General features: G+C 67.6%; 28 protein-coding genes. 10 read left to right on the top strand and 18 right to left on the bottom strand.

What is annotated here, in order from left to right:
* The first annotated feature begins 273 nt into the window (after positions 1-273).
* On the top strand, positions 274-981 hold the full coding sequence (locus tag IPI67_12215; protein ID MBK7580962.1) for a hypothetical protein: 708 nt from the start codon (positions 274-276) through the stop codon (positions 979-981).
* A gap of 31 nt (positions 982-1,012) precedes the next feature.
* On the opposite strand, the gene IPI67_12220 is transcribed toward IPI67_12215, so the two are convergent.
* Positions 1,013-2,404, bottom strand: a complete 1,392-nt coding sequence (locus IPI67_12220) for a sigma 54-interacting transcriptional regulator (GenBank protein MBK7580963.1) — start codon at positions 2,402-2,404, stop codon at positions 1,013-1,015.
* A gap of 152 nt (positions 2,405-2,556) precedes the next feature.
* Here IPI67_12220 and IPI67_12225 point away from each other — a divergent pair, with 152 nt between their 5' ends.
* Complete coding sequence (locus IPI67_12225) at positions 2,557-3,396, top strand: carbon-nitrogen hydrolase family protein (protein ID MBK7580964.1); 840 nt, start codon at positions 2,557-2,559, stop codon at positions 3,394-3,396.
* A 37-nt stretch (positions 3,397-3,433) separates the two neighbouring features.
* Here the strand turns inward: IPI67_12225 and IPI67_12230 are convergent, their stop codons facing one another.
* Both IPI67_12230 and IPI67_12235 read right to left on the bottom strand, forming a co-directional pair.
* Positions 3,434-4,435 carry a tetratricopeptide repeat protein gene (locus tag IPI67_12230; protein ID MBK7580965.1) on the bottom strand — a complete coding sequence of 334 codons (1,002 nt, stop codon included), beginning with the start codon at positions 4,433-4,435 and terminating at the stop codon, positions 3,434-3,436.
* A 188-nt stretch (positions 4,436-4,623) separates the two neighbouring features.
* Positions 4,624-5,070, bottom strand: coding sequence for a hypothetical protein (locus IPI67_12235; protein MBK7580966.1), 447 nt, complete (start codon positions 5,068-5,070; stop codon positions 4,624-4,626).
* Positions 5,071-5,232: 162 nt separating this feature from the next.
* Between IPI67_12235 and IPI67_12240 the strand changes: the two genes are divergently transcribed.
* The 3 genes from IPI67_12240 to tadA all read left to right on the top strand — a co-directional run bounded on the left by IPI67_12240 (position 5,233) and on the right by tadA (position 7,996).
* Positions 5,233-5,601, top strand: coding sequence for a hypothetical protein (locus IPI67_12240; protein ID MBK7580967.1), 369 nt, complete (start codon positions 5,233-5,235; stop codon positions 5,599-5,601).
* A gap of 231 nt (positions 5,602-5,832) precedes the next feature.
* The gene (locus tag IPI67_12245) at positions 5,833-6,021 is read left to right on the top strand and encodes a hypothetical protein (protein ID MBK7580968.1); all 189 of its coding nucleotides are present in this window, start codon (positions 5,833-5,835) and stop codon (positions 6,019-6,021) included.
* Positions 6,022-6,133: 112 nt separating this feature from the next.
* Positions 6,134-7,996 (top strand): Flp pilus assembly complex ATPase component TadA, encoded by a 1,863-nt coding sequence (tadA, locus tag IPI67_12250; protein ID MBK7580969.1) that lies wholly within the window; start codon positions 6,134-6,136, stop codon positions 7,994-7,996.
* 5 nt (positions 7,997-8,001) lie between these two features.
* Here the strand turns inward: tadA and IPI67_12255 are convergent, their stop codons facing one another.
* The 10 genes from IPI67_12255 to IPI67_12300 all read right to left on the bottom strand — a co-directional run bounded on the left by IPI67_12255 (position 8,002) and on the right by IPI67_12300 (position 15,612).
* Positions 8,002-8,520, bottom strand: a complete 519-nt coding sequence (locus IPI67_12255; protein ID MBK7580970.1) for a peptide deformylase — start codon at positions 8,518-8,520, stop codon at positions 8,002-8,004.
* Between the two features lie 54 nt (positions 8,521-8,574).
* On the bottom strand, positions 8,575-9,699 hold the full coding sequence (ribD, locus tag IPI67_12260; protein ID MBK7580971.1) for a bifunctional diaminohydroxyphosphoribosylaminopyrimidine deaminase/5-amino-6-(5-phosphoribosylamino)uracil reductase RibD: 1,125 nt from the start codon (positions 9,697-9,699) through the stop codon (positions 8,575-8,577).
* 7 nt (positions 9,700-9,706) lie between these two features.
* A complete protein-coding gene (gene nrdR, locus IPI67_12265; protein ID MBK7580972.1) occupies positions 9,707-10,171 on the bottom strand; it encodes a transcriptional repressor NrdR in 465 nt (154 codons plus the stop codon).
* Between the two features lie 28 nt (positions 10,172-10,199).
* On the bottom strand, positions 10,200-11,447 hold the full coding sequence (gene fabF, locus IPI67_12270) for a beta-ketoacyl-ACP synthase II (GenBank protein ID MBK7580973.1): 1,248 nt from the start codon (positions 11,445-11,447) through the stop codon (positions 10,200-10,202).
* Between the two features lie 81 nt (positions 11,448-11,528).
* On the bottom strand, positions 11,529-11,777 hold the full coding sequence (gene acpP / locus IPI67_12275; GenBank protein MBK7580974.1) for an acyl carrier protein: 249 nt from the start codon (positions 11,775-11,777) through the stop codon (positions 11,529-11,531).
* 83 nt (positions 11,778-11,860) lie between these two features.
* Positions 11,861-12,607, bottom strand: a complete 747-nt coding sequence (gene fabG, locus IPI67_12280; GenBank protein ID MBK7580975.1) for a 3-oxoacyl-ACP reductase FabG — start codon at positions 12,605-12,607, stop codon at positions 11,861-11,863.
* A 119-nt stretch (positions 12,608-12,726) separates the two neighbouring features.
* Entirely contained in the window at positions 12,727-13,665 is a 939-nt protein-coding gene (gene fabD, locus IPI67_12285; GenBank protein ID MBK7580976.1) for an ACP S-malonyltransferase, read from the bottom strand.
* Between the two features lie 10 nt (positions 13,666-13,675).
* Positions 13,676-14,674: a ketoacyl-ACP synthase III gene (locus IPI67_12290; protein MBK7580977.1), complete on the bottom strand. Its 999-nt coding sequence runs from the start codon at positions 14,672-14,674 to the stop codon at positions 13,676-13,678.
* Positions 14,675-14,775: 101 nt separating this feature from the next.
* Entirely contained in the window at positions 14,776-14,967 is a 192-nt protein-coding gene (gene rpmF, locus IPI67_12295) for a 50S ribosomal protein L32 (GenBank protein MBK7580978.1), read from the bottom strand.
* Between the two features lie 12 nt (positions 14,968-14,979).
* The gene (locus IPI67_12300) at positions 14,980-15,612 is read right to left on the bottom strand and encodes a DUF177 domain-containing protein (protein MBK7580979.1); all 633 of its coding nucleotides are present in this window, start codon (positions 15,610-15,612) and stop codon (positions 14,980-14,982) included.
* A gap of 109 nt (positions 15,613-15,721) precedes the next feature.
* Here IPI67_12300 and IPI67_12305 point away from each other — a divergent pair, with 109 nt between their 5' ends.
* The 3 genes from IPI67_12305 to IPI67_12315 all read left to right on the top strand — a co-directional run bounded on the left by IPI67_12305 (position 15,722) and on the right by IPI67_12315 (position 18,556).
* Positions 15,722-17,086 (top strand): hypothetical protein, encoded by a 1,365-nt coding sequence (locus IPI67_12305; GenBank protein MBK7580980.1) that lies wholly within the window; start codon positions 15,722-15,724, stop codon positions 17,084-17,086.
* A gap of 94 nt (positions 17,087-17,180) precedes the next feature.
* Positions 17,181-17,732: an RNA polymerase sigma factor gene (locus IPI67_12310; protein ID MBK7580981.1), complete on the top strand. Its 552-nt coding sequence runs from the start codon at positions 17,181-17,183 to the stop codon at positions 17,730-17,732.
* Positions 17,732-18,556 carry a DUF1109 family protein gene (locus IPI67_12315; GenBank protein ID MBK7580982.1) on the top strand — a complete coding sequence of 275 codons (825 nt, stop codon included), beginning with the start codon at positions 17,732-17,734 and terminating at the stop codon, positions 18,554-18,556. The genes IPI67_12310 and IPI67_12315 overlap by 1 nt, the downstream gene beginning before the upstream one ends.
* Positions 18,557-18,572: 16 nt before the next feature.
* On the opposite strand, the gene IPI67_12320 is transcribed toward IPI67_12315, so the two are convergent.
* The 4 genes from IPI67_12320 to IPI67_12335 all read right to left on the bottom strand — a co-directional run bounded on the left by IPI67_12320 (position 18,573) and on the right by IPI67_12335 (position 21,481).
* The gene (locus IPI67_12320; protein ID MBK7580983.1) at positions 18,573-19,031 is read right to left on the bottom strand and encodes a serine/threonine protein kinase; all 459 of its coding nucleotides are present in this window, start codon (positions 19,029-19,031) and stop codon (positions 18,573-18,575) included.
* Between the two features lie 11 nt (positions 19,032-19,042).
* Complete coding sequence (locus tag IPI67_12325) at positions 19,043-19,945, bottom strand: DUF4349 domain-containing protein (GenBank protein ID MBK7580984.1); 903 nt, start codon at positions 19,943-19,945, stop codon at positions 19,043-19,045.
* 79 nt (positions 19,946-20,024) lie between these two features.
* Positions 20,025-20,930 (bottom strand): peptidylprolyl isomerase, encoded by a 906-nt coding sequence (locus tag IPI67_12330; GenBank protein ID MBK7580985.1) that lies wholly within the window; start codon positions 20,928-20,930, stop codon positions 20,025-20,027.
* 20 nt (positions 20,931-20,950) lie between these two features.
* Positions 20,951-21,481, bottom strand: coding sequence for a DUF192 domain-containing protein (locus IPI67_12335; GenBank protein MBK7580986.1), 531 nt, complete (start codon positions 21,479-21,481; stop codon positions 20,951-20,953).
* 308 nt (positions 21,482-21,789) lie between these two features.
* Between IPI67_12335 and IPI67_12340 the strand changes: the two genes are divergently transcribed.
* Positions 21,790-22,383 carry a hypothetical protein gene (locus IPI67_12340; protein ID MBK7580987.1) on the top strand — a complete coding sequence of 198 codons (594 nt, stop codon included), beginning with the start codon at positions 21,790-21,792 and terminating at the stop codon, positions 22,381-22,383.
* Positions 22,374-23,966 (top strand): hypothetical protein, encoded by a 1,593-nt coding sequence (locus tag IPI67_12345; GenBank protein MBK7580988.1) that lies wholly within the window; start codon positions 22,374-22,376, stop codon positions 23,964-23,966. Before IPI67_12340 ends, IPI67_12345 begins: the two co-directional genes overlap by 10 nt.
* Positions 23,967-24,013: 47 nt before the next feature.
* Here the strand turns inward: IPI67_12345 and IPI67_12350 are convergent, their stop codons facing one another.
* Positions 24,014-24,928 carry a hydroxymethylglutaryl-CoA lyase gene (locus IPI67_12350; protein ID MBK7580989.1) on the bottom strand — a complete coding sequence of 305 codons (915 nt, stop codon included), beginning with the start codon at positions 24,926-24,928 and terminating at the stop codon, positions 24,014-24,016.

A 24,928-nucleotide genomic window follows, 5' to 3' on the forward strand; every position in this document is an offset into this window, starting at 1 on the left:
CCGGTTTGGGTTCGGCGGGCTTGGGCTGCGCAGCAACGGGCACTGCTGAAGTGATGAGCCAGACGACAGTCAGCAGCCCGATGAGGGCTCGCGCTCGGAGGAGAACCCCCAGACGGTGGAAACCGGCGAGAAGCAAGACGGGCATCGAGGGCCGAGCAAAGGAGCGGGCCGCCGCTCCATCTGGCGAGCCATCTACTCGAAATTGCGAGCGTCCGGGTAGCCTAGCAATGCTTTTTGTCTGAGGTCGCCCAGAAAAACAGGCGAAAAGTCCCCATGCGCTCCTTCCCGCTCGTCTGGCCCGGCGGCCGCACTCGCGTCTTCGCGTGGGCGCTCGGGTTCGTGTGCCTGACGGGGCTCGGGGGCTGTCCGGCGAAATCGTCCCGCCGGAGCGAGGGGAGTGGAGTCGACATCGAGTGCGGTACTGCATGCGCTGCGCTCACCGGAAGCGGCTGCGAGCGGGAAGGCGCGGGACCCAAGGACCAAGCCGCCTGCGTCGATGCGTGTCGGAGCCGGACCAGGGAGTTGCGTGCGTGGGGTTGTGGAAAGGACCGCACTGCCTACCTGGCTTGTGTCGCGGGGTCTCGACTCGAGTGCTCGGCGAAGTGCGCCGCGGCGACCTGCCTCGAGCGACGAGAGGGGATCGCCGGCTGCGCGGCCGAGCACGCGCTGTTGGAGCAGTGCGCCGCGCCTTGCCGCAACACAGGCAGCGTGACGTTGGTCGATCGCGATGCGGGTGGCGCGAACGTGCTCGCGGAGCTGGTGCGTGCCGGCTGCACCCGCTGTCCTCCGTCAGACCAGCGCGCGCCCCCGGGGTCCGACTGCCAAGCCGCGTCGGTGTGCAGCCAGACCTGTTGCACCTGCGCCGACGGTCGCGGGCGTTACCTCGCGCGGGTGTGCCGGGCGGGAGCGTGCGCTGCGTCCGACCTCGCCTGTGCGTCGGCTCAGTCGAGCGGGCTCGCGCCGTGCTCCGCCGGCAGGTGATGGCCGTCGCCGAGGGTCGATGGCCGGGCGGTCAGCTGCGCCGGAAATCATCCACGTGGATGCCGTAGCGTTTCATCCAGCGGTGGACCTGCATGCGTGCTTTGCCGAGCTGGCGGCCGACGGCGGCCACGTTGCCGCCGTGCTGCTCGAGCATCGCTCTGAGCTCGACGTCAGTCGGCATGGACGCGCGCGACGCTGCGGGTTGGCTTGTGGCCGGCGTGCTCGAGCCGCCGGGCAGGGCGGCGGCGCGCAGCACGTCGCCGTAGTCCTCCATGGCCTCGATCACCGGCGCGGGCAGCAGCTGGTCGCCGAGCACGTCGGACTCCGAGAGGGCGATGCAACGCTTCACGCACGCTTCGAGCTCGCGCACGTTGTACGGCCAGTCGTACTGCAACGCCGCGGTCATGAACCCGAACGTGGGCACGAGCTCCGGGCGACCGTGCCGCTTCAGGAAGGCCTGCACCAGCATGAACACGTCTTCCTTGCGCTCGCGCAGCGCGGGTAGGCGCAGCTGGTACTCGTTCAGGCGGGCGAACAGGTCCTGTCGAAATGCTCCCCCCTGTTGCAGGCGCCAGAGATCACGGTGCGTCGCGCACACGACGCGCACGTCGACTCGCTCCGGCGCCGTCGCGCCCAGGGGAAATACTTCCTTTGCTTGCAGGACCCGCAGCAGCTTGGCCTGGGCTTCGAGCGGCATGTCGCCGATCTCGTCGAGCAACAGGGTGCCCTCGTGTGCGCTCTTGATCAGGCCCGGCTTGTCGCGGTCCGCGCCCGAAAACGCGCCGCGCTTGTAGCCAAAGAGCTCGCTCTCGATCAGCGTGGCGGGAATGGCCGCGCAGTTGACCGCCGAGAACGCCCCGCGCCTTCCGCTCAGCCGGTGCAGCTCGCGGGCCACGACCTCTTTGCCCGTGCCGCTCTCGCCCAGGAGCATCACGCTGAGGGGTGTGGGTGCGATGCGGCAGAGGTCCGCCGAGATGCGATCGATCTGGTAGCCGCCGAGCAGCGCGCTGTCTTGCTCTGCGCGCCGCGATGCACCGGGGACCATCGCGCCGTCGATGCGATACTCCGAGAACGCCTCGGCGTGTTTGTCGACGAACTTCATGATCGCGTCGCCGACTCGGACCTCGTTCAACGGCTCGAGCTCGACGGAGGTGATCCTGCGTCCGTCGACCAGCGTCCCGTTCCTGCTGCCTTTGTCGTGCAGCACCCAGGCATCGTTCTCCCAGGTCAATTCTGCGTGCACTCGCGACACGGCGGTGACGCCCATGCGGATGTCGGCGTCGTCGTCCCGGCCGATCACCATGCGCTCTTTGTCCAGCAGCCACACCGGTGGCAGCTCCGCGTAACGCTCGGCGTACAGCAGCACGAGCCCCGCTACCGGTCCGCCGCGATTCGGCGACGCCGGCGTGCCGAACTCGGCCATTGCCCCGGTGGTCTTCTCGCTCATTCTCCGACCACCGGGCAGCGTACCGACCCTTCGCCGGCGAAACCAGCCCCCAGCGTAAGTCGGGCCTGCGCCAAAGAACGATTTTGCTCGTGGTCGGGGCGCGGCGCGCGCGCGTATGCTGTCGCCTCATGGCCAAGCCCGCGCCCCCCGCTCCGCTTCGTATCGCTGCCGTCCAGCTGTCGTGCCAGGCCGACGTCACGGAAAACCTCGCGGCCTGTCGTCAGTGGGTGGCGGTCGCTGCCGAGCGAGGTGCAAAGGTCGTGCTCCTGCCGGAGAACTTCGCCTTCATGGGACCCGAAGCGGACAAACGCGGGCTCGCCGAGCGACTGGGTGATGATGGGCCACCGATCCAGAAAGCGCTCCGACAGATGGCGGCGGAAAACCGAGTCGTCGTGGCCGCCGGAGGTTTCCCGGAGCGGAGCGACGACCCTGAGCGGCCCTACAACACCCTGGCCGTCTTTGGCGACGACGGCGAGCTCCGGGCGAGCTACCGCAAGATCCACCTGTTCGACGTGCGTCTGCCGGACGGCAGCGAGATCAGCGAATCCGCGGCCACCCTGCGGGGAGCCGAGCCGCAGGTGATCGAGGTCGCCGGCTACAAACTCGGGCTCAGCATCTGCTACGACCTGCGCTTCCCCGAGCTGTACCGCGCCCTTGCGGATCGTGGGGCGGAGGTCCTGCTCGTGCCCGCCGCATTCACCCTGCTCACCGGCAAGGACCACTGGCACGTGCTGCTCCGGGCGCGCGCCATCGAGGCGCAGTGTTTCGTCGTCGCCGCGGCGCAGTGGGGTTCGCACCCGAAGGGGCGCACGACGTATGGGCACTCGCTGGTGGCCGATCCGTGGGGCACGGTCATCGCCGAAGCCTCGGATGGTGCCGGAGTGGTGCTCGCGGACCTGGATCGAACCGTCCTCGAACGAGTGCGGACGAACCTCCCGAGCCTCCAGCACCGAGTGCTCGGCCGCTGACGAACAGCCACAGCGCCCGCCGGCGACTCGGGCGCGACTACAGGTGGCGCTTGGCGATCTCGCTCCACGTGCCTTGCGGCTCGAGTGCGATGTAGCTCTTCCAGAACGGACGCGCCTTCTGGGTCTCGCCCACCTGCTCGTAGGCCATCGCCAGGTTGAAGTAAGCATCCGCGAACTTCGAATCACTCTCCAATGCGCCGTGAAAGAGCGGAATGCTGAGCTCGGGTTGGCCGCGCTCGAGCATCACATAGCCCAGGTTGTACTGCGCCTCGGGTTGGTGTGAGTCGATCTCCAGGGCGCGGCGGTAGAGCGCCTCGGCGGCCTCGGGATCGCCGCGGCGGAAGCGAACGTTGCCCAGGTTCGTGTAGGCGATGGCCAGCCACGGATCGAGCTCGAGGGCCTGCAGGTACAGCCCCTCCGCTTCATCCATGGTCAGCGGGTCCTCGTCGAGCTGACTCGCGCGGAGGTAGAGCTCGTAGGCGCTGCGTGAGCGTTCGCGTCCGGCCGAAGGTCTGAGCACGCGCACCACGTCGTCCCGAAGTGTCTTCACCTCGAAGTCGAGCACCATCTGCCCCGTCAACGGTTCGAATGCGCCATCGTGGGTGCGCACGACGACCCGCTGTCCGTCCGAGACGATGCGTAGCTCGGCCAGGGGTCGAGCGACGCGCGGCAGTGTGCGCTGCAACGCGCTGATGGCTCGGGTCACGTCCCGCAGTCGCACGTTCCTATCGAGCAAGGCTTGGGCGGTTCGGAGTGCGATCAGATCCGAGAAGGTGTAGGCGCGGCGTCCTCGTCGCCGCCCCGTGGGGGGAACCACACCAGTCTTGTCGAGCGTGCGCAGTCGGTTCGGCGAAATGTCCAGGAGGCGCGCGATCTCACTCTGGGTGAACAGGTCGGTCAGCGGCTCGCGGTTGGATGGCGCTGCGTCCTTCTTGGAGCTCGCGGTCTTCCGCTGTTTGGTCTGGACGCGTCCGCCACCCGGACCGAAGACGACATGGATGACCTTGTCGTCGCGTCGCTTTTTGCGCTTCATGCTCATCACGGAGGACACTTGCCGAGTAACGTGTAGCTCTCAATTCTTCCGCGCGAGCATTTCTGTCAAGACCCGGCGTGGAGTCGCCGACATCGTGCGCTGATCTTGCGCAGTTTTCGCCCCGCTGCGCCGCGCTCCGGCGCCGAATCGAAACGCGCAGATGGACTTGACGTCCATCCGAGAATTATTTCCGTTCAGCCCGTGTCGGCGGAGCCGAGCGCGTGAACGTTCGCCTCGACGTCGATGTCGACGCGGATCCCCCGCGGGTCGCGGCGCACTGCAAGCTCGGCGCGGACCCGCCCGAGCGCACCCCCCGAGCGCAGCTGAGCTTCGAGGCACGCCACGCGAATGGCGCGCAGGCGCGCGTGAGGGTCTTTGGGTACGAGCGCGAGAAGTTGCTCGGCGTCCGCGTCCGGGATGCGACCGCCGCACGACTCGAGGGTCAAGAGCACGCTCGTCGAGCCGTAGTAGACGGGGCCGTCGGGCTCGACACGGGTGGCGCCTTCACTCATCACGTCGGCTGCCTCGAACAGCTCGCGCCAGCGATAGTCGCTGCTCTGCCAGAGCTCGACGGATCGCCGTTTGAGCATTGGCAGCCCGCGGGTCTTCTTGAGACCTGGCAATCGGTGGCGCGCCCGCATTTTCCAAATGGTACGGGGCGGAGCGTCGCTGCACGAAGTTGTCCGCAGTCAGTCCGATGCGGGTTAACGAAATGCTTCCCGAAGCCGGCCGGGGCGCGCCCCGAAAGTTGGCCGGTACCAGGTGGTCGGGCCAGCCTCAGCTCGCCACAGAGGAGAGAGACCGTGAGCGAAACCGAATCCACTTTCCGCCCCGCAGCGTCTGGGAAAGATCGTCGTCGTCACCGCATGTTCGTGACGCGGAACACCGAATATCACTTCCGAGACGGTGTCTGCGTGGCCGTCCGGGACAAGAGCTCGGGCAGCTGGTTGCCTTCCCACCTGGCGCTCTGCCGGAAGGTGACCGGCCGGGTCCGGTTCCAGGGCAATGGCGTGGCGGTGCCGGTGCATGGCAGCCCCGAGGTGGGGGAGGCCCTCTACTTCGGGGACGACGGTCGAGAGCTGGTGACCAGCCTGCTGACGGCGATCGAACGGCCGGCCAAGGTGCTGGTGACGAGCTACCCGGCCCCTTCCACGTTCAGCCAGCGCACCTGAGGCGCCCGGAGCGGTTGAACCAGTGAAAGATCCAGAAATTCGCGGTGCTGCGCAGCATACGCGCCGCGGTGCGAAGCTCAGTTTGCGCACGCCGCGTCATTTTTGCAGTCACCGCGACGAATGGAACTAGGGTGGGGCCGCCTTGGGTTCCAGCGTCGTTGGCACCGTTCTTTCATACTGCAGCGGGAGCAAAGGTAGTTCGGGCGTTTTGCCCGCAAGTGGTTGATCCAGATGGCACTTCCGTTCGACTCCAGCCCCGCTCCCAACGATCCTCGCGCCGCGCGCATTCTGGCAAAGACCATCTACCGGGAGCTCCGTGGCAGTGGGTTTTCCGAGCGCGACGTGATGGCCCTGGCGGGGGAGCTCCTGGCCCTGGTGACCACCGAGGTCCGCGGGCAGTCGCCGGCCGGCGAACCCTGATTCGACTCTGGCCTGGCTCGGGGGAAGGCGACTCTGGCGGCCGAATTCCGGGGGGACTCGCCAGTAACATTGACAGGCCGCCCGAGATTTCGGCAGATCTACCGGGCTGCTTGTGATTTCCCCTCCACAGTCGAGTCGCTCGTTGTTCGCCATCGTCATCAGCGAGAAGGGGGGAGCCGAACGCCGAGAGGTTTTCGAGCGCCCCGAAGTGAGCGTTGGGCGTGTGCAGGGCAACGACTTGATGTTGCCGAAAGGCAACGTCAGCAAGCGCCACGCGCGGCTCATCTTCCGTGACGCGCGCTTCATCGTCACCGATCTGAACAGCACCAACGGCACCTACGTCAACCGCCGGCGCATCTCTCAAGCGACCATCGTGCGCGAAGGAGATCGCATCTACATCGGTGACTTCGTGCTGCGCATCGAGATGCCCGAGGGCGCCAGTGAGCCCTCGACCGGCGGCGAGCAGACGGGAAGCGGACCGGTCCCGGCCGCTGTGCGCGCGGCGGCCAGCGAGTCCGGCGCGACGGCCTTCCCCGCGGACATCGAGGAAGCCAGCGGCGCGAGCTACCCGGAGGTGCCGGGACCACCGCGCATGCCGTCGCAACCCCGAGTCGAGGCACCGTCGGAGTCGCATCCGTCGGAGAAGATGGCGCTCGCGAGCGTGGTCGACGTCTCGCATGCGGACATCGACCTTCGGCAGATGGCTCAGTCGGGCGAGGACAGCAAGAGCCACCGCTCCGCGCTCACTGCGCTCATCTCGCGGGTGAGTCGTGACCTCGACCCCGCTGTCCTCGATGGCATCATCGACGAAGCCACCCGCGGGCGCATCGAGCACTCGATTGAAGAACGCGCCCACGAGCTGAAGAGCCAGGGCGAGTTTGCGGCGGACGTGGACATCGGCAAGCTCAGCCAGGAAGCGCGAGCGGAGCTGTTCGAGCTGGGGCCGATCGGACCGCTGCTCGTGGACTCGAGCGTGACCGAGATCGTGGCGACGCGGTTCGATGCGGTTTCGTCCGTGAAAGCCGGGCGCCATGTGCCCGTCGTGCCCGGGTTCTCCTCCGAAGACGCGCTGACCCGCGTCGTGCGACGGCTTTGTCGGGCAGCGGGCCAACCCCTCGGGAGCGATGAGACCGCGGTCCGTCGCCAGCTCCGGGACGGGTCGCAGCTGCGAGCGGCCACCGGTCTGGCGGCTCCGGGCGGACTCCTGGTGATCCAGAAACCGCGTCGCATCGGCGCGACGCTCGAGGAGCTGGTGCGCAGCGGCACCATCTCCCGCGCCATCGCCACGTTCCTGGGCCACGCGGTCTCCGCGCGCTTGAACCTGCTCGTCACCGGTCCCCGGGATCCGGGCACGAGCGCGGTCGTCTCCGCGCTCGTCGCCGCCCGGACCGACGCCCGCCAGGTAGTGCTCTACGAGCTCGATGACGTGTCGGCCTCAGCAGAGAGCGTCACGCGGCTGAGCATCGGGCGAGGTGACGACTCTGCGCAGGTGCTGAGCGTGGCTGCGCAGGTGCCGGGCGCGCGTTTGGTGGTCGAGCTGGCCTCGCCGGCGCTCAGCGCCGCGCTGATCGACGTGGTGGCTGACGGTGCATCAGGCGTCTTGGCCAGCGCTCACGCGCCCAACGCGCGGCGCGCGCTCTCACGTATCGTCGGCGACGTCGCCGGCGCCCGGCCGAACGCGGGCATCGCCGCGGCGCGCGAGTGGGTGGCCTCGAGCTTCGAGGTGGTGGTCGAGGTTGGCCGCTTGCGCGACGGCCGGCTGCGGGTGCTGCGCGTCGCTGAGGTCTCCGGAGTGGCCGCGGAAGAGATCCAGCTGTCCGACATCTTCACCTTCACGGTGGAGCGCACGGCAGCGGGCGGCGCCGTCGAGGGCACATTCAACGCCGCGGGAGCCGTGCCCAAGGTGGCCGACGAGATCAGCGTCCGCGGCTTCCCCCTCGAGACCTCGCTGTTCACGCGGCCGCCGTCCCGCTGAGCAGCTCAGGCTTCGGCGTTCGAAGCTTTGGCGCGCTTGGCCAGCTTTCGGCCCATCATCCGCTTCTTGATGGCCGACAGCTTGTCGATCATCAAGACGCCGTTGAGATGGTCGTTCTCGTGCTGAATCGCCACGGCCAAGAGTCCGTCGGCCTCGAGCTCGAAGCTCTTCCCGTCCTTGCCGAGGGCGCGCACCGTGACCTGTTCGGCGCGCTTGATTTCTTCGCTGACGCCGGGGAATGACAGGCAGCCCTCGTCCCACACCTGTGTGCCTGTAGTGGTGACGATCTCCGGGTTGATGAAGACTCGGAAGTCACTCGGCTCGTCCTCACCCGCGATGTCGATGACGAAGATGCGGTAGCCCACGCCGATCTGCGGGGCCGCGAGCCCCACGCCGGGAGCGTCGTACATCGTCTCCGCCATGTCCTCGACCAGCTGCCGGATCTCGTCGTCGACGCGGGGCACCGGTTTGGCGACCTCACGCAGGCGGGGGTCGGGATACTCGAGGATCTCGCGGACGGCCATACCCGCGAAACGTAACATCGGGGTTTGGCTCCCGCAATCGGGCGCGCTTTCGGGTCAACCGTGAGCGGTGCGGCTCGACCGCTTGGGATACACCAAGGGTCCGGACACGTAGGCGTCGTTCCCGCACAGCTCCCAGACTGGAGGGTCGATGCGCGGCGCGTCCGACGGGGTCTCCGGTCCGGCCCAATCGACGGCCCCCGGCCGTCCCCGCGGTCCCAACAAGATTGGCGCGACGAACACGTGCATCTCGTCGGCGAGGGCGGTAGCGAGCAGGCTGCCGGCTAGCTCGGCGCCGCCTTCACAAAGGACGCTGACGACCTCGCGCGCGGCCAGCTCTTTCAGTACCACCCGCATGTCGCAGCGGCCCTCGGCGGTGGCCGCCACACGAATTACGGCTACACCCGCGGCCTCCAAGGCCTCTTCCGCGCCCCGCGGGGCCTCCGTCGTGGTCATCACGCAGGTGGGGACCTCGCGCGCCCCCTGGACGACCTGGGCGGACCCCGGGAGCCGAAGTTTGCTGTCGACGATCACCCGGACAGGGCTGCGTCCGGGCAGGTCCCGGACGGTCAAGCGAGGGTCGTCGGCGATCACGGTGTTGATCCCGACCATCACCGCGTCGTGGCGGTGGCGTAGAGCCTGCACCCGGGTGCGGGACTCGGGGCAGGTGATCCACTTGCTGGCACCCGTGCGCGTAGCGATGCGCCCGTCGAGCGAGAGCCCGAGCTTCACGGCGACGAAAGAAGCGCCCTCCGTGATGAACTTGCTCCAGGGGCGGATCACGGCGCGGCAGTCCTTCTCGAGGACCCCGACCAAGACTTCGACGCCCGCTTCGCGAAGCCGCGCCGCCCCCCCACCTGGCACGTTCGGATTTGGGTCCGCGCACCCGACCACCACCCGCGCGATGCCCGCTTTCAGGATCGCATCGACACACGGTGCCGTGCGCCCCTCGTGGTTGCACGGCTCGAGGGTGACGTAGAGTGTCTTGCCTCGCGCGGACTCTCCTGCTGCGGCCAGCGCGGCGATCTCGGCGTGGTCTAGCCCCGCCGCGTTGTGGAACGCCTCGGCGATGATGGTCGCGCCGTCGGCGATGACACACCCGACATGGGGATTGGGCGAGGGATCGCCGCCGTGTGCCAGCTCGATGGCGCGGGCCATCAACTTTGCGTCGATGTCGGGCATGCTGCCTTCACTCCCCGTCCTTGGGCCGGACGAGCACGCTCATTTCGCGCATGAACTCGTCGATGTCTCGGAACGACTTGTAGACGCTCGCGAAGCGCACGTAGGCGACCTGATCCAGGCGCTTGAGCCGCTCCATCACCCGCTCGCCAATCAGCATCGAGCTGAGCTCCCGTTCGCCACTCTCCGAGAGCTCGCGCTCCAGGACCTCTGCCTCTTCTTCCAGAGTATCGGGTGACACCGGACGTTTGTTGCAAGCGATACGCAGGCTGGCAAGCACCTTGTTGCGATCGAAGGCCTCGCGCTGGCCGTCCTTCTTGACCACGATGGGCAGGCTGATTTCCAGCCGCTCGTAGGTCGTGAAACGACGCTTGCAGCCGTCGCACTCGCGTCGGCGCCAGGTGACGGTGCCGCCGGATACCAGTCGTGAGTCCACGACTCGGCTCTCCATGGATCGGCATGTGGGGCACTGCATGCTTCGCTCGCTGACGCATCGACAGGGGTCAGCCTTCGAACTTTGCGACGACCAGGCTCGCGTTCGTCCCGCCGAAGCCGAAGGAGTTCGAGAGGGCCCGCTCGACTCGCCGTTCGCGGGTCTTGCCGGGGACGAAGTCGAACGGGCACGCCGGATCTTGGTCCTCGAGGTTGATGGTGGGCGGAACGAGCCCGGTCTCGATGGCCTTGAGGCAGAGCGCGGCCTCGACCGCGCCAGCGGCGCCGAGCAAGTGCCCCATCATGCTCTTGGTGGAGCTGACCCAGAGTTTCTTGTCGAGGGCGTGGCTCCCAAATACGTCGCTGACGGCCTGGCACTCCTCGATGTCGCCGGACGGAGTGCTGGTACCGTGCGCGTTGATGTAGTCGATGGCGTCTGGCGCGAGCTTGGCGTCGCGCAGCGCGATTCGCATGGCCCGCGCGCCGCCGGCGCCACCCGGTGCGGGTTTGGTGATGTGGTGAGCGTCGCTGGAGGCACCAAAACCGATGATCTCGCCGAGGATGCGCGCGCCGCGGCGCTTGGCCCGAGAGAGCGACTCGAGCACCAGCGTCCCGGCGCCTTCGCCGCACACAAAACCGTCGCGGCCTTTGTCGAACGGGCGACTGGCGCGGGTGGGCTCGGTGTTCCGCCGGGAGAGCGCGAACATCGCCGAGAACCCGGCGATGCCGATGGGGGTGATGGTCGCTTCGGCGCCCCCGGCGATCATCACCTCGGCGCGGCCCGCTTGGATCCAGTGATAAGCCTCGCCAATGGCGTGAGCTCCGGACGAACACGCGCTGGTGTGTGCGTAGCTCGGTCCGCGCAGGCCGAACGCGATGGACACCTGGCCCGCCGCCATGTTGGCAATGAGCGAAGGGATGAAATAGGGGCTGATCTTGCCTGGGCCCTTGTGCTCGAGGGTCAGCGTGCAGCGCTCGAGGTTCTCGAGTCCGCCGAGCCCGACGCCGATGAACACACCCGCGAGATCGCGCTCCTCTTCGGTCAGGTCGAGGTTCGCCTCCGCGAGGGCCATTTTCGTCGCCCCCATGGCGAAGGTGATGAAGCGGGTCACCTCCTTGATCTTCTTCCGGTCCATGTGCTCGGCCGGATCAAAGCCCTTCACCTCGCAGGCGAAGCGGGTGGCATAACGCTCGTCCGCCTCGAACTGCGTGATCGGCGCGGCGGCGCTCTCGCCAGCGATCACCGATCGCCACGAGGGCTCGGTCCCGATTCCGCTGGGAGTTACCAGACCGATTCCGGTGACTACGACGCGCTCCATCAGTGGGCTCCAGTGCACGAGCGCGGGCCGCCGTGGCCCTCGAAATGAGGCCGACGACCCGTGCTCGAGGCGAGTGGGGGCTCAGCCCGGTGCGTGCTTCTCGATGTAGTCGACAGCGTCTTGAACCGTTCGGATCTTTTCGGTGTCCTCGTCCGGGATGTCGATCTCGAACGCCTCCTCAAATGCCAGGACCAGCTCGACCAAACCCAGGGAGTCTGCCCCCAAGTCGTCGATGAAGGTGGACTCGGCTTGGATGTCTTTTTCGTCGACGTCCAGCTGCTCCTTGATGATCCGCTTGACCTCGGCCTCGATGTTCCGGCCTTCCGCCATTTTCGCCTCCAGAAGGGGCGCGTCCTACCTCGGCGCGCCCCAGGTTGGGTAAGGATTTTGAACTACGTTAAGAAAACCAAGAGTTACATGTACATGCCGCCGTTCACGCGAAGTGCGTGTCCGGTGACGTAGCTGGCCTCGTCCGAGGCCAAGAAGACCACCGCAGCGGCGACGTCCGCCGGCGTGCCCGCCCGCCCGAGGGGAACCGCCGAGAGCATCGCGGTTCGGGCCTCTTCGGGCAGACCTCGCGTCATGTCGGTCTCGATGAAACCGGGGGTGACTGCGTTGACGGTGATGTTGCGGGAGGCGTACTCGCGGGCGATGGATTTGGCGGCCCCGAGCAGCGCGGCCTTGGAGGCGGCGTAGGCAGTCTGCCCCGCATTGCCCATCTCGCCGACCACGCTCGACAGGAAGATGATGCGGCCAGACTTCGCGCGCATCATCGGCTTGAGCGCGCCCTTTGCACAGGCGACGGCGCCCCGGAGGTTGACGGCCAGGGTCCGCTCGAAGTCGTCGTCTTTGAGCCGCAAGAGCAGGCCATCGATGGAGATCCCGGCGCTCTGTACCAGCACATCGAGGCGGCCGTGTCGTTTGGCGACATCGGCCACAGCGGCCTCCGCGGCGACGGCGTCCGCGACGTCGAGCTGCAGGATCTCAGCCTGAGCGCCGGTCGCTTCGCAGGCTGCCGCGGTGTCACGGGCGGCGGCCTCGTTGCCGGCGTAGCCGACCACGACGCGGGCTCCGGCTGCCGCCAACGCCTCGGCGCACGCGCGACCGATGCCGCGCGAGCCACCGGTGACGAGACAGACTTTGCCGTGCAGATCGAACATCGAAGAACCCCTTCGGGCGGTCGCGTGTTTAGCACGCAACTCCCGCGGTTCGGGGGAAAGATCGCGGGCTTTTCCTGCAAACCCCGCTTCGCACCAGCTAGCCGGGATTTCGCGGCGTTTCAGGCCAAAAAGGCGGCAACTTTTGCCAGGGATTCAGCGTCGTTGACCGAGACGACGCTGACGGTCTTGTCGATTCGCTTCACCAGTCCGGCGAGCACCTTGCCCGGGCCGATCTCGAGCGCCCGGCCGACCCCCGCCCCGGCCATCAGCTCGATGCTCTGCTGCCAACGCACGGCGCCGTCAATTTGGCGCCCGAGCAGGTCCGCAACCCTCCCCGGATCCGAGTTGGGCTGAGCGTCCACGTTGCTGACGACCGGGAACTCGAACGGCGAAACGGGGATCGCCTGGAGCTCCGAGCGCATGCGCGCCGCCGCAGGGGCCATCAACGCGCAGTGGAAGGGTGCGCTCACTTTGAGCAGAATGGCCTTCACCTTGCGGGCCTCCGCCAGCTTCATCGCGCGCTCGACTGCGGCCTTGCGGCCCGCAATCACGATCTGGCCGGGCGCGTTGAAGTTGGCGGGCTGGACTGGGGAGTCGGGCTCGCTGGCCTCGGCGCACAGGTCGGCGACCACCTCGGCGTCCCCGCCCATCAGCGCCGCCATCGCGCCTTCACCCTCGGGGACGGCCTCTTGCATTGCCTTACCGCGCAGGTGCACCAATCGAACCGCGTCCTCGAAACCGAGGGCGCCGGCGGCGACCAGCGCGCTGTATTCCCCGAGAGAGTGTCCAGCGGCAAACGCCGGCGCAGTGAGGGATGGGGTAGCTTCGCGGATCGCCGCGAGGGTCGCCATGCTCACCGTCAGGATGGCGGGCTGAGTGTTGGCCGTCAGCGTCAGCTCGAGCTCGGGGCCCTCGAAGCACAGGCGGGTCAACGACCAGCCGAGCGCTCGATCCGCTCGCTCGAACACCGTTCGGGCCGCGGGCGAGGCGTCGAAGAGGGCCTTGCCCATGCCCACGCTCTGCGTGCCCTGTCCGGGAAAGAGCCAGGCGATGCTCATGCCTCCGACCCTACATTCGGCAAAGCGCGCTGGCCCAGCTGATCCCGGCGCCGAGCGCACACATGAGCACGGTGTCCCCGGGTTTGATGCGACCGTCTCGGACGCCCTCGTCGAGCGCGATCGGGATCGATGCGCTCGACGTATTGCCGTAGCGCTCGATGTTCAGGATGAAGCGCGAGAGCGGGATGTCCAAGCGCTGAGCGACCTGGCTGATGATGCGCATGTTGGCCTGGTGGGGGACGACCCAGGTCACGGCGTCCGTCCCCAATTTTGCGACCTCGAGCGCCTCGCGCGAGGCGCTCGTCAGGTTGCGGACCGCGACCTTGAAGATGTCGCCTCCGACCATGTGAACCTTGTCACGCCCCGCCTCGATGCCGGCGGGAGTCATCGGCTCCTTGCTGCCGCCGCCGGGAATACACAGCGACTCGGCCAGGGTGGCGTCGGTGTACAAACGGGTCGACAGCACGCCACGCCCCTCGTCGGTTGCGGGCGAAAGCACCGCCGCACCAGCGCCATCGCCGAACAGCACGCAGGTTGCGCGATCGTTCCAGTTGAGGACGCGGGAGAGCAGCTCGACACCGATCACCAGGACGTTCTTGTGGGCCCCACTGCGGATGAACTGGTCACCGATCGACAGGGCGTAGACGAAGCCAGCGCAGGCTGCGGCCACGTCGAAGGCTGGGATGCCGGGGCAGCCGAGCTTGGCCTGAACGAACGCTGCGCAGGCCGGCAGCGGCATGTCCGCGCTGATCGTGCCCACGACGATCATGTCGAGATCCGTCGCAGCGATGCCGGCGGCTTCGAGGGCTCGCCTCGCCGCGGCGACCGCCATGTCACTCGCTGCCTCTCCCTCACCCGCGATGCGGCGCTCCTTGATGCCGGTGCGGTCGCGGATCCACTCGTCGGACGTATCGACTAGCTTCTCGAGCTCCGCGTTGGTCATCACGCGCTCGGGTACGTAGGCCCCGGTGCCGGCGATGCGACTCCGCGGTGAAGCGCCCAACGTCATGGCGGTCCCGTACGATTTTCGGCGCAGGCAGTCACGCAAAAGCGAGTGGCCGAGCTGCTCCGGCGGAGGTGCAGCTCGGTGCGTTGGTTGCTACGCAGCGCTCACTTGTCGCCGTCGGGAGTCTTGCCCACGGCCTTGCCCTTGTAGTGGCCGCAGGATGGGCACACGCGGTGCGAGACCATTGGGGCCGAGCAGTTGGGGCACGGCACGATGTTCGGCGCGGTCACCTTATCGTGATTGGCGCGGCGGGCATTTCGCTTGCTGGAAGTGTTACGTCGCTTCGGAACAGCCACGGCAATAACTCCTTAATTCTTTCGCTCGCGTAGGCGCTCGGCGATCGCCGCGAGCGGTGCGAGCCGGGGGTCGACTCGCTCCCGAGGTTCCGCTTCCGGAGCCGGGGAGGGCGGAGCGATAGCGGGAGCCTCGCCGGTTGGCAAGTCCTTATGTGCGACCATGGGCAGCTCGAGCAGCAGAAACTCCCGGACAAATCCGTCGAGGACCACCTCTTCGCCGAAATAGCTGTCCTGTCCGGCGTCGGAGTCGCTGAGCTCGGGGTCGTCGTGCCAGCCCTTGTTCGACTTCTTTTTGTGCGTGGCGGTGGTGCCACCGGCCGGCTTCGGGCGCTCGCGGCGCCCGCGTTTTGGCCCGACGTCCGTCGGCCCGGGCGCCAGCATCAGGAAGATTTCGGACTGAAGCACGACCTCCACGGGGTCGAGAGTGCGCGCGTCGGGCAGCGTCACCGGGGCGGTGGCGCGTCCCTGCACCAGGACCTCCCGGCCGGTCTTCGTGACACGGACCTCGAGTCGGCCCGGGCCCGTCGCGGTCGCATCGGTCTCCGCCAGGGCGAGCGCGAGCCAGGCCTCATCGATGGGCCACTCGCGATCTTGCGGTTCTCGCTCGATGTCGGCGAGGGGAACGACGAAGGTCGGTCGGGTCACAGCGGCGAAAGGTACACGACCTTCGGCTTTTGTCGACCGCCGGCCCCCGAGTCGAGGCGCGAGTCTGGGGCAGAACCAGGGTGGCGTGCCGTGGTAGCGTCCCTCCCCGATGTGGTCGAGGCTCCGCGACGACGGCCGCGCGCGTCGATTGAGCCTCGCGCTCGCTGTCTACGCGCTCACGACGGGGGTGTTTTTCGCCTGCGCCGCCAGGCAAACGCTGACCGAGCACACCGCGTTCAACCACTTTGCGCTGCTGGCGGAGAGCTGGCTGAAGGGTCGCCTCGATCTCGGAGGTCCGCCGCCGCTCTACGCGCAGAACAACGACTTTGCCGAACACGCCGGCAAGTGGTTCATCGTTTTTCCGCCGTTCCCCGCGGTGCTCTTGCTGCCCTTGGTCAAGCTGGGGGGCAGCGCGGTCCGCGTTCAAGACGGACAGTTTTTCATCTGGCTGGCGGGGATCGCTCCGGCGGCGCTGTTCCTGGCGCTGGAAAAGCTGCGGCGCATGGGCCTCACGGGTCGCGGCACCTGGACCAGCCTGACGTTGTCGTTCCTGTTTGCCTTCGGCAGTGTGTATTTCTTCACCGCCGAGCAAGGCACGGTCTGGTTCGCCGCGCACGTGGTCGGCGCTGCGATTGCCGCGTTGTACGTGCTCGTTGCCCTCGACGCGGAGCGGCCGATGCTCGCGGGGTTGTTGCTCGGCCTCGGCTTCTTGACGCGGGCGCCGCTGCTCTACGCGGCGCCATTGTTCTTGCTCGAGGCGCTGCGGGTCTCGAGCGGGTCGACCCAGCCCTCGGATGAGAGCGGTGGCCGCCTGCAGCGCTTCATCGGTCGCTGGCGCGCGCGCGTCGCCGGCGTCGACTGGCGTCGCTTCGCGGTGCTTGCGTTCTCGTTCGGCGCGCCACTCGCCTGTGTGCTGGCCGTCGCGGCCTGGTACAACCGTGCGCGCTTCGGCGACCCGTTCGAGTTCGGGTACCGCTACCTGACCGTGCTGTGGCGGCCGCGCATGGAGAAGTGGGGGCTCTTCAACTTCCACTATCTGGGGAAGAACCTGGGTGTCGTGCTGACCAGCTTGCCGTGGATCGCCAAGGCGCCGGCAGATCCGCGCTTTCAGATCAACGCCCACGGGCTGGCGTTGTGGGTGACGACGCCGCTCTACCTCTGGCTCCTGTGGCCGAGAAAATGGTCGCGGGTGCACACGGCTCTCTTGGTGACGGCGCTCTTGTGCGCCGTGCCGACCTTGTTCTACCAGAATACCGGCTGGGTTCAGTTCGGCTACCGCTTCTCGAACGACTACTCCGTGTTCCTGTTCTGCTCGTTCGCGATTGGTGGTTTTCGGCTGGGCCCGCTGTTCTGGAGCACGGCGGTGTGGAGCATCGTGATCAACTGCTTCGGTGCGCTGACGTTCCAGCGACCGAAGTTCGCCAAGTACTACCACCAGGAAGGAACACAGACCGTGATGTACCAGCCGGACTGAGCTCCGGCGCGGCCAGCCGTGGCCGCGCAGACCGGCCCCGCTCCGATGTGAACTGTGGCACCATGCCGCGGCGATGCGGAGCGACGAGGAGCTGATGGCCGCCTACGTGGCGGGTGACTCGGCGGCGTTCCGTGAGCTGTTCGCGCGCCTCGCGCCGACGCTGTTTCGTGTGCTGCGCCGCCAGCTCGCGACGGAGGCGGACGCGACGGATCTCTTGCAGCTGACCTTTCTGCATCTGCACCGAGCCCGTAACGACTTCCGCCCGGATGCCCGCCTCAAGCCGTGGCTCTACACCATTGCGTACAACCTGAAGCGCGAGCACTTCCGACGTGCCAAGCGCCGACCCGAGGCTCCGCTCGAGCTGGACGGAAGATCGGATCCCGCGGTGGGGCCCACGGGTCACGACCGCGCGGACGCCGCACAGGCCGTGCGTTTGGCGCTGGCGCAGCTGCCCGAGAGCCAGGCGGAGGTGATCGTGCTGCACTGGCTCGAGGGGCTCTCATTTCCGGAGGTGGCGGAGGCGCTCGGGGTGACGGTCTCGGCCGTCAAAGTCCGGGCGCACCGCGGATACGCCGGGATGCGCAAGATCCTGGGCGAGAGCGGCGGTAACTCCGAGCCGGGCTCCGGCATAGGCCAGGATCAGTAGTGTCCGACTGCACCGACCTCAGAAACGCCCTGAGAGAGGGCCAGCCGCTCGGCGACGAGCTGGGCGGACATGCGGAGCGCTGCGAGAGCTGCGCCGAGCTTCTCGGCCAGGGAGCGGAGCTCGGGCGTGCGCTCGCTGGGCTCGAGCAGGCTCCGCCACCCGACCTGTCTGCGGTCGGAGTCGGGGTGGAGCAGCGGCTGCTGAAGGACTCTGGGCTGGGCGCGTGGCTGGCGAGCCGTTCCACGCCGGAGCGACTCGCCATCGGGGTTCTTGTGCCACTCTCGATCGTGGCCTTCGTGGTGATTGCGAAGCGGCGGCCGGACCTTGAGGAGATCTCGCCGGTGCGGCTCAGAGCAATCGCGCTCGCGTACGCCGTCGTGGTCGGGATCGCGTTGAGCCACGCCCTCCGGCCCCTTCAGCGTCCGGCGCCACCGTCATGGGTGCGGCCCGCGCTGACGCTCGCGGCGATCGGGTTGCCGTTTGCCGTCGCGCTGCTGCCGGTGGCCCACCACGCTCACCCGGCGTCCCTCGCGGGTGGAGGCGACGACTTCGCGCGGCGCGCGCTGGCGTGTTTTGGCTTCGGCTTCGCGCTGGCGTTGCCGGTGCTCTTCGGGTGGGTGCTCCTGGATCGGCAGCATCACGCCAATCCGAGCGTGGTTGCCCTCGCGGCCGCGGGTGCTGGTGCGGTGGGGGTGCTGGCTCTCGAGCTGCACTGTCCGCTCACGCTCGGTTCGCACCTCTTGGCGGGACACGCGAGCGTGGCGCTCGTGCTGGTCGGGTTCTACTCCGTGTTGCGCCGCCTCGCGCCTGCGCGCGAGCGCTGAGCTGCGCGCCTCGCTGTCACTTCACCCGGAAGCCCTGCACTGCCTGATCGAGCTCTGCGCTCTGTTTCTCGACGAGCTCTTTCGTCCCGCCCGCTTCGAGCAGGAAGATGTACTTGTCGGTCACGAACAGGGTCACGTAGTAGAGGTGCGGCTTGCCGCTCTCGTCGTGGCCAAAGCGCAGCTGTTTTCCATCGAGCCCGCCCGCGGTCTTCACGTCCCGCGTGCCGAGCAAGGCGTAGCCGCCGCGCTGTCGCATGCGGTTCTCGATGGCCCGGGTCCAGAAGGCCATCGAACCCTTGGGCTCGTGATCGATCTCTCGGACCGCGATCACCAATCCGTCGGCGGTGGTTGCACGGTAGTCGTACGCCTCTTGATCCTCCAGCTCGACGAAGCCGGGCGGGGTCGTCGCTTCGAAGGAGTGCCCACAGCCCGCGAGCGCAAGGCCCGCCACAAGTCCCAAGATGAGTCGATTCATGGCGTTCCTCCTCAAAGTCTCAAGAGCTCGCCGAGGCCCAAACGGTCCAGCCACGGGAAGGGCAGCTGCACTTTGGAATCGACGTGGTCGACGGGGCGGGGTTGGAACTCGACGGTGATGGTCGAGAAGGTCACCAGTTCTTGCAGCAATTTCAGCCGCCCCTTGTGGCGCTCGATGTCACCGGCGACCCGCTCCAGCTCGCGCTCGACCGCCAACGCCTCTTCCACCTTGGCCGCCTTCTTCAGTAGCTCTTCCAGGCGGTCGCGCATGACCTCGAGGTTGCGCAGGCGAATCGCGAGATCGGTGTACTCCGCGGTGACGTCCTGCACGTTGACGTTGCGGTGCAAGAGATCCCCCAGCTTGGTGACTTCTTCCAGCGCGCCGTCGAACCTGCGAGCAGGGACGCGCACGGTGATCCGGGCGTCCTCGCGCGAAACCAAGTACCCGCCGCTTTCTTTGGCGAGCTTCTCCACCGCGTCGATGGCCTTGCGCGTCTCGAACACGGCCATGTAGAGCTGGGCCTTGTAGATCAGCAAAGGCCCAGCGACGGCCTTGCCGTTGGCACCCGTGGCGACGCCCGGCTGGTTCTTGCCCGCGGTTGCTGCGTCAGGGACGGCCTCGGTCGCCGAGTCCTTCTTCATCGCTGGTGCGGGCGGGGTCGCTTGTGCCAGCCCTCCTCGCTCCGGCAACTCCTTCGCCGCGCTCTCACGATAGAGCGTGTCACCGGACGCTTCGTCCGCCGACGCGGGTTCGGCGGGTGCAGCACTGCCCGGCCCCATGGCGGCGCCGGCGCTCTTGGCTTCGTAAGCGCCAGCGGCGCCGCAGCCCCACAGGCCGACGGCCATGAGCACCAGTGTGATCATCGAGAGTACCCATGAGCCCCCAGCAGCTCGCCCCGATCGAAGGTCTATCATGGCCGTACCTCAACGCTCTCCGCGGGGCTCTGCTTACACCCCCTGCGGCCCGACTGCTCGCACATAGTGTTCGTGCTTGTCATGGCGCGGGTGGTGTCGGTGCCTTGGGCGCGCTCGGCGCGGCCGGCTTGGGCGCTGGCGGCTTGGTTCCACCGGGCGCGGCCGGCGCGTCAGCGGGCTTGGGCGCGTCTTTCAGGCGCTTGACGCTGACCTTCTCGATCTTGGGCGGCGTGACGGCGCGCTCCCCGCGCACCGGTACGCTTGCCAGTGCCTCGACGACGCTCTCCGGCTCGCACTTGCCGAAGATGGTGTACCCGCCGTCGAGATGCGCGGCCACCCCGTCCATCACGAAGAACTGCATGCCGTTCGTGTTCGGGCCGCGGTTGGCCATGCACAACAAGCCCCGGGTATCGTGGCGGGCGCCTGCCCACACCTCGTCAGGGATCACGTAGCCGGGCTCGCCGGCGCCGCTCCCCGCCGGATCGCCACCCTGGATCATGAAACCCTTCACCACCCGGTGGAATGTCGTGCCGTCGTAGCCGGGTTTCTTCTCCCACTTGCCGGCCGGCGTCTTCCACGGGCGCAGACCTCGCGCGAGCCCCACGAAGTTGGCGACGGTGATCGGCGCTTTGTCCTCGTACAGCGTGCAGTTCAGGGTGCCCTTGTCGGTCTTGATGTCCGCGACGAGCGGACCCTTGCCCGTGAGCCCCTTGGTCGCGTCGGCGAGGGTGAACTTGCCGGCGAGTGGATCGTCGGCGCTGGCTTTCACCTCGGCGACGGGCTTGGCTGCGAGCTCGCGCACGGGCGGCGGGCTGGGGTTTGCGGTCGCAGTCGCGGCCGCGGCCTTGCCGCCGAGATCGAGCGAGCCGTTCGCAGCGCTGGCCTTCGGGGCGGCAGTGCGCGTGAGGTTCTCGGGCTCCGGCGGCGGTTCTTCGCAGCCGACGAGCAAGGGCAACAAACAATAAATCGATTTCCGTCGCATCATGGTTTCGGTCTTCTTCCTGCTCACTTCTGGATCTGAATGCGCTGTCCCGCGACGATGCCGTGGGCTCGGGCCCAGCCGGCGTTGAGCTCGAGCACGTGGGCGGCGGGGCAGGGGTTGGCGCGGGACTCGTCGTTGAGAGTAGGCACCTGCTCGAGCACGCCGACGATGAAACCCTGCGCGTCGATGAACAACATGTCGAGGGGGATGCAGGTGTTGTGCATCCAGAAGCTTCGCACGCGTTCATCGGGCCACGAGAACAGCATCCCGTCGTCCTCCGGCATGCCCGTTCGATACATCAGCCCGCGCTCTCGACTTGCGGGCTCGGTGGCGAGCTCGACCTCGACCTTGGGTTGGCCCGGCGCGTCGGAGAATACGATGTGGCCGCGCGCAAGGTTCAGGTTCCCGGTCGGATCCTTGGGGCAGCTCGCCGCGCGCTCGGCTTTGGGCGCCGGGGTGCTTGGGGTCGGCTCCACACACCGCGGTTTGTCTGCCGGCGGTCGGGTCGCGGGCGGCGCGGCCAGCGGGGCGCTCGTTCCCTGTGGCGGGCCCACGTCGACAGTGGCTGCCCGAGCCGGCCGGGCACCCGCAGGCTCCTCGTTTCGGCCACAGCCGCACAACACGAGCGTTGCGCCAACTACTGCGACCCGGATCCTCATCTTCGGCACACCTGTGGCGTCGCCGTCACGGGCGACCCGCGGGAGCGGTAACCTGCGGCGCGCCGCCCTGCAAGCTTCGGCCATGGGACCGAAACGATCACGACGTCAGGATCTGCACGGCAAGCCGGATTTTGGCGCGGGTACGCCAGAACCGGCGCTTCTCCCGCGGTGAGCCGTGGCACGAACCCTGCTAGCATCGCGGCATGCGCTTTGGGCTTGGCGGCGTGTGGGGTACGGGCCTCATGCTTTTGGGCGTCGTTTGGGCGGCTGCCTGTGGCGGCTCCGTGAACGGTGATGGGACAGGAACCGGCGGCAGCACCGGAGGCATCGGCGCGACCGGCGGAACACTTCCCATCGGGGGTACGGGCGGGACGCTGGTCACCGGCGGCACCGGCGGCAAGGACGCGGGCAAGGACGCCAAGTCGGACGCCGGCAGCGGCGGGACCGGCGGCTACGTCGATCCTGGATGCCCGGACGCGCCGCCCCCGCCGCCGGTCAAGGACTGCGACGTGTTTGGTCCGAACACCTGCAAACCCGGCGAGGGTTGTTACCCGTTCGTGCAGTACCCGACGCACCCCTGCGACCAGGAGATCTTCGGTGCGATCTGCGCACCGGTCGGGCCCGGCAAACAGGGCGATGCGTGTGGCAACACCAACTGCTCTGCCGGTTTCGTCTGCGTCGTGACCGGCCAAGGTACGGAGTGTGTTCAGCTGTGTGATCTGTTCGGCGCCGCGAAGTGCCCCCCGGGCTTGTTCTGCGTGCCCATCGATGTCGAAGGAATTGGCGGATGTTACTGATTCGTCGGGCGCTCACCCTCGCGGGGGTGCTCGTCGTTTGCGCCCCGGTGCTGACGGTGAGCTGCGGAAGCAAGAGCGGACTGCGTCTGGATCTCGGCGATGGCGGGCCCGACGCAAGCTCGGACGCGGGGCCGGACGCCGTTGCGCCGGAGTGCACCTTCGACGAGGACTGCCTCACGGACAACCCGTGTGACCGCAGCACCTGTCAGGAAGGCAAGTGCACGCCGCCGGTGGCGCTGGTGTGCAACGACGACGACCCTTGTACCGAGGACACCTGCCTCCCCGAGTCGGGGGAGTGTGATTTCAGACAGCTCGCCCTCGACCAGGACGGCGACGGCTTCAAGGGCCCGCGCCCTGGATTTGCTCCGGGCGCTCCGGGGTCATGCGGTGACGACTGTGACGACACCAGCAACAAGGCCTACCCGGGCGGGGTCGAGGTGTGCGACGGCGTCGACAACAACTGCAACGGTGTGATCGACGAAGGCATGAGCTACGTGCCGGTCGGCGGCGGCGACGTGCGGGTCTCCGGAATGAGCCAGATCCAGGCCGGCCACGGCGGTCTGGCCTGGAACGACCAGTTCTACGCCGCGGCCTACGCCGGGCAAGAGGGCGCCTGGCGCACCTACGTCAAAGGGCTGAACGCGGATGGGACGACCAAGTTCGGCGACTCACCGATCACGAACGTGCCCAGCGACACCTTCACGGGGCCCATCGTCTGGACCGGGAATGTCTTCGGCACTGCCTGGGAAGACCGGCGCGACAACGACTACGAGATCTACTTCAACCGCATCAACGCCGAGGGCAAGAAGCTGGGCCCCGACCTGCGACTGACCAACGCCGACGGGTTCTCGCTGCACGCCAGCATGATCTGGAACGGAGCGGAGTTCGTGGTGGTGTGGGACGATCGCCGCAACGGTCCGGCGGACTACCGGGTGTACGGCCAGCGTATCGGTGTCGAGGGCCAGCTCATCGGGGGCAACATCGAGCTGACGGGCCCCAACATCCACGCCGAGACCCCGCGCATTGCCGAGGGTGAAAAGACGCTCGCCATCGCCTTCAACATGGTGACGCCGCTGAGCAAGAAGGTCGGCATGCGCATGCTGGCGCCGGACTTGACCTCACCCACGCCGGTCATCACGCTGAGCGACGATTTCGCCGTGGATCCGACCATCGTGTGGAACAAAGATCGGTACATCGTCGCGTACAGCAAGCGACCGGGCGTGCCGGGCAAGGCCATCTGGGGCGCGTCGATCACCGAAGATGGCACCGTGCTGATCAAGGAGAAACAGCTGACGACCGGCGCGCAGTTCGCCCGGACGCAGTGGCTCTTGCCGCTGGGCGATCGTGTGCTCCTCTTGTGGGCGGACGATCACGATGGCAACTACGAGCTCTACAGCCAGATGTTGTCGAACGAGCTCGAGGTGATTTCACCCCGCAAGCGCATCACCAACGACGCCAGCGACACCGTGTCACCCATGGCCGTGTTCGGTCCGGCCGGAGACGTAGGCGTGGTGTTCGACGATCGCCGTTCGGGCGCCTGGCAGGTGTACTTCTCGCGGCTCACCTGCGTCGCAGGCAACTGAAGCTCCCCGCGCTTGGAGCCACGCCATCGGCGCGTGTGCCGACCGGCTCAGGTCCGGAGCCGGAACGACCCCGCCTGGTGCACCTTGCCGGGCAGGCGTCGGCCGGTGACGGCCTCCGCGACCCGCCCAGCCTCGATCAAACGATCGAGGTCGATGCCGGTCTGAATGCCCATGCCGTGGAGCATGAACACCAGATCTTCCGTGGCCAGATTGCCCGCCGCCCCCGGCGCGTACGGACAGCCCCCGAGGCCGGCCACCGACGCGTCGAAGTCGCGGATGCCGAGCTCCAACCCGACCAGCGCGTTGGCGAGGGCGGTGCCGCGGGTATCGTGCAGGTGGAGCGCGAGCTTTTCGCTGGGCAGCTCCGACAAAAAGAGCTGGGTGAGCTGGCGGGTCTGCAGCGGTGTGCCAATGCCGATCGTGTCTCCGAGTGAGACCTGGTAACAGCCGAGGGCAAGCAGCTTCTGGGTCAGGGCGAGGGACTGTTTCGGGTCGACGTCGCCTTCGTACGGGCAGCCCCAGACCGTCGAAACGTAGGCTCGCACTCGCATGCCCGCTTCGAGCGCCGGCGGGACGACTTCCGCGAACGTCTCCAGAGACTGTTCCAGGCTCTTGTTCGTGTTCTTCTTGTTGTGGGTCTCGCTCGCCGACATGAACACGGCGATTTCGTGCAGGCCGACCGCCCGGGCCCGCTCGAAGCCCTTGGCGTTTGGACACAGGGCGCTCAAGCTGACGCCGGGGCGGCTCTTCACGCTCTGGACCAGCTCGTCGGCGTCGGCGAGCTGCGGCACCCAGCGTGGCGAAACGAAGCTCGTCAGCTCGAGTCGCGTGAGGCCGGAGTCGAGCAGCGCCTCGACCAGGCGCTGTTTGGCCTCGAGCGGGATGGGTGTGGCCTCGTTCTGCAGCCCGTCGCGCGGCGAGACCTCGTAAATCGAGACTTTATCCGGGAGATTCTGGAACAT

This window comes from Myxococcales bacterium (assembly GCA_016706225.1).
In the GTDB taxonomy this organism is placed as follows: domain Bacteria; phylum Myxococcota_A; class Polyangia; order Polyangiales; family Polyangiaceae; genus JADJKB01.

Coding starts and splice junctions, on each gene's coding strand:
- IPI67_12215 (MBK7580962.1), top strand. CDS start 274: ATGCGCTCCTTCCCGCTCGTCTGGCCCGGCGGCCGCACTCGCGTCTTC.
- IPI67_12220 (MBK7580963.1), bottom strand. CDS start 2,404: ATGGCCGAGTTCGGCACGCCGGCGTCGCCGAATCGCGGCGGACCGGTA.
- IPI67_12225 (MBK7580964.1), top strand. CDS start 2,557: ATGGCCAAGCCCGCGCCCCCCGCTCCGCTTCGTATCGCTGCCGTCCAG.
- IPI67_12230 (MBK7580965.1), bottom strand. CDS start 4,435: ATGAGCATGAAGCGCAAAAAGCGACGCGACGACAAGGTCATCCATGTC.
- IPI67_12235 (MBK7580966.1), bottom strand. CDS start 5,070: ATGCGGGCGCGCCACCGATTGCCAGGTCTCAAGAAGACCCGCGGGCTG.
- IPI67_12245 (MBK7580968.1), top strand. CDS start 5,833: ATGGCACTTCCGTTCGACTCCAGCCCCGCTCCCAACGATCCTCGCGCC.
- IPI67_12255 (MBK7580970.1), bottom strand. CDS start 8,520: ATGGCCGTCCGCGAGATCCTCGAGTATCCCGACCCCCGCCTGCGTGAG.
- ribD (MBK7580971.1), bottom strand. CDS start 9,699: ATGCCCGACATCGACGCAAAGTTGATGGCCCGCGCCATCGAGCTGGCA.
- nrdR (MBK7580972.1), bottom strand. CDS start 10,171: ATGCAGTGCCCCACATGCCGATCCATGGAGAGCCGAGTCGTGGACTCA.
- fabF (MBK7580973.1), bottom strand. CDS start 11,447: ATGGAGCGCGTCGTAGTCACCGGAATCGGTCTGGTAACTCCCAGCGGA.
- acpP (MBK7580974.1), bottom strand. CDS start 11,777: ATGGCGGAAGGCCGGAACATCGAGGCCGAGGTCAAGCGGATCATCAAG.
- fabG (MBK7580975.1), bottom strand. CDS start 12,607: ATGTTCGATCTGCACGGCAAAGTCTGTCTCGTCACCGGTGGCTCGCGC.
- fabD (MBK7580976.1), bottom strand. CDS start 13,665: ATGAGCATCGCCTGGCTCTTTCCCGGACAGGGCACGCAGAGCGTGGGC.
- IPI67_12290 (MBK7580977.1), bottom strand. CDS start 14,674: ATGACGTTGGGCGCTTCACCGCGGAGTCGCATCGCCGGCACCGGGGCC.
- IPI67_12305 (MBK7580980.1), top strand. CDS start 15,722: ATGTGGTCGAGGCTCCGCGACGACGGCCGCGCGCGTCGATTGAGCCTC.
- IPI67_12310 (MBK7580981.1), top strand. CDS start 17,181: ATGGCCGCCTACGTGGCGGGTGACTCGGCGGCGTTCCGTGAGCTGTTC.
- IPI67_12320 (MBK7580983.1), bottom strand. CDS start 19,031: ATGAATCGACTCATCTTGGGACTTGTGGCGGGCCTTGCGCTCGCGGGC.
- IPI67_12325 (MBK7580984.1), bottom strand. CDS start 19,945: ATGATAGACCTTCGATCGGGGCGAGCTGCTGGGGGCTCATGGGTACTC.
- IPI67_12330 (MBK7580985.1), bottom strand. CDS start 20,930: ATGATGCGACGGAAATCGATTTATTGTTTGTTGCCCTTGCTCGTCGGC.
- IPI67_12340 (MBK7580987.1), top strand. CDS start 21,790: ATGCGCTTTGGGCTTGGCGGCGTGTGGGGTACGGGCCTCATGCTTTTG.
- IPI67_12345 (MBK7580988.1), top strand. CDS start 22,374: ATGTTACTGATTCGTCGGGCGCTCACCCTCGCGGGGGTGCTCGTCGTT.
- IPI67_12350 (MBK7580989.1), bottom strand. CDS start 24,928: ATGTTCCAGAATCTCCCGGATAAAGTCTCGATTTACGAGGTCTCGCCG.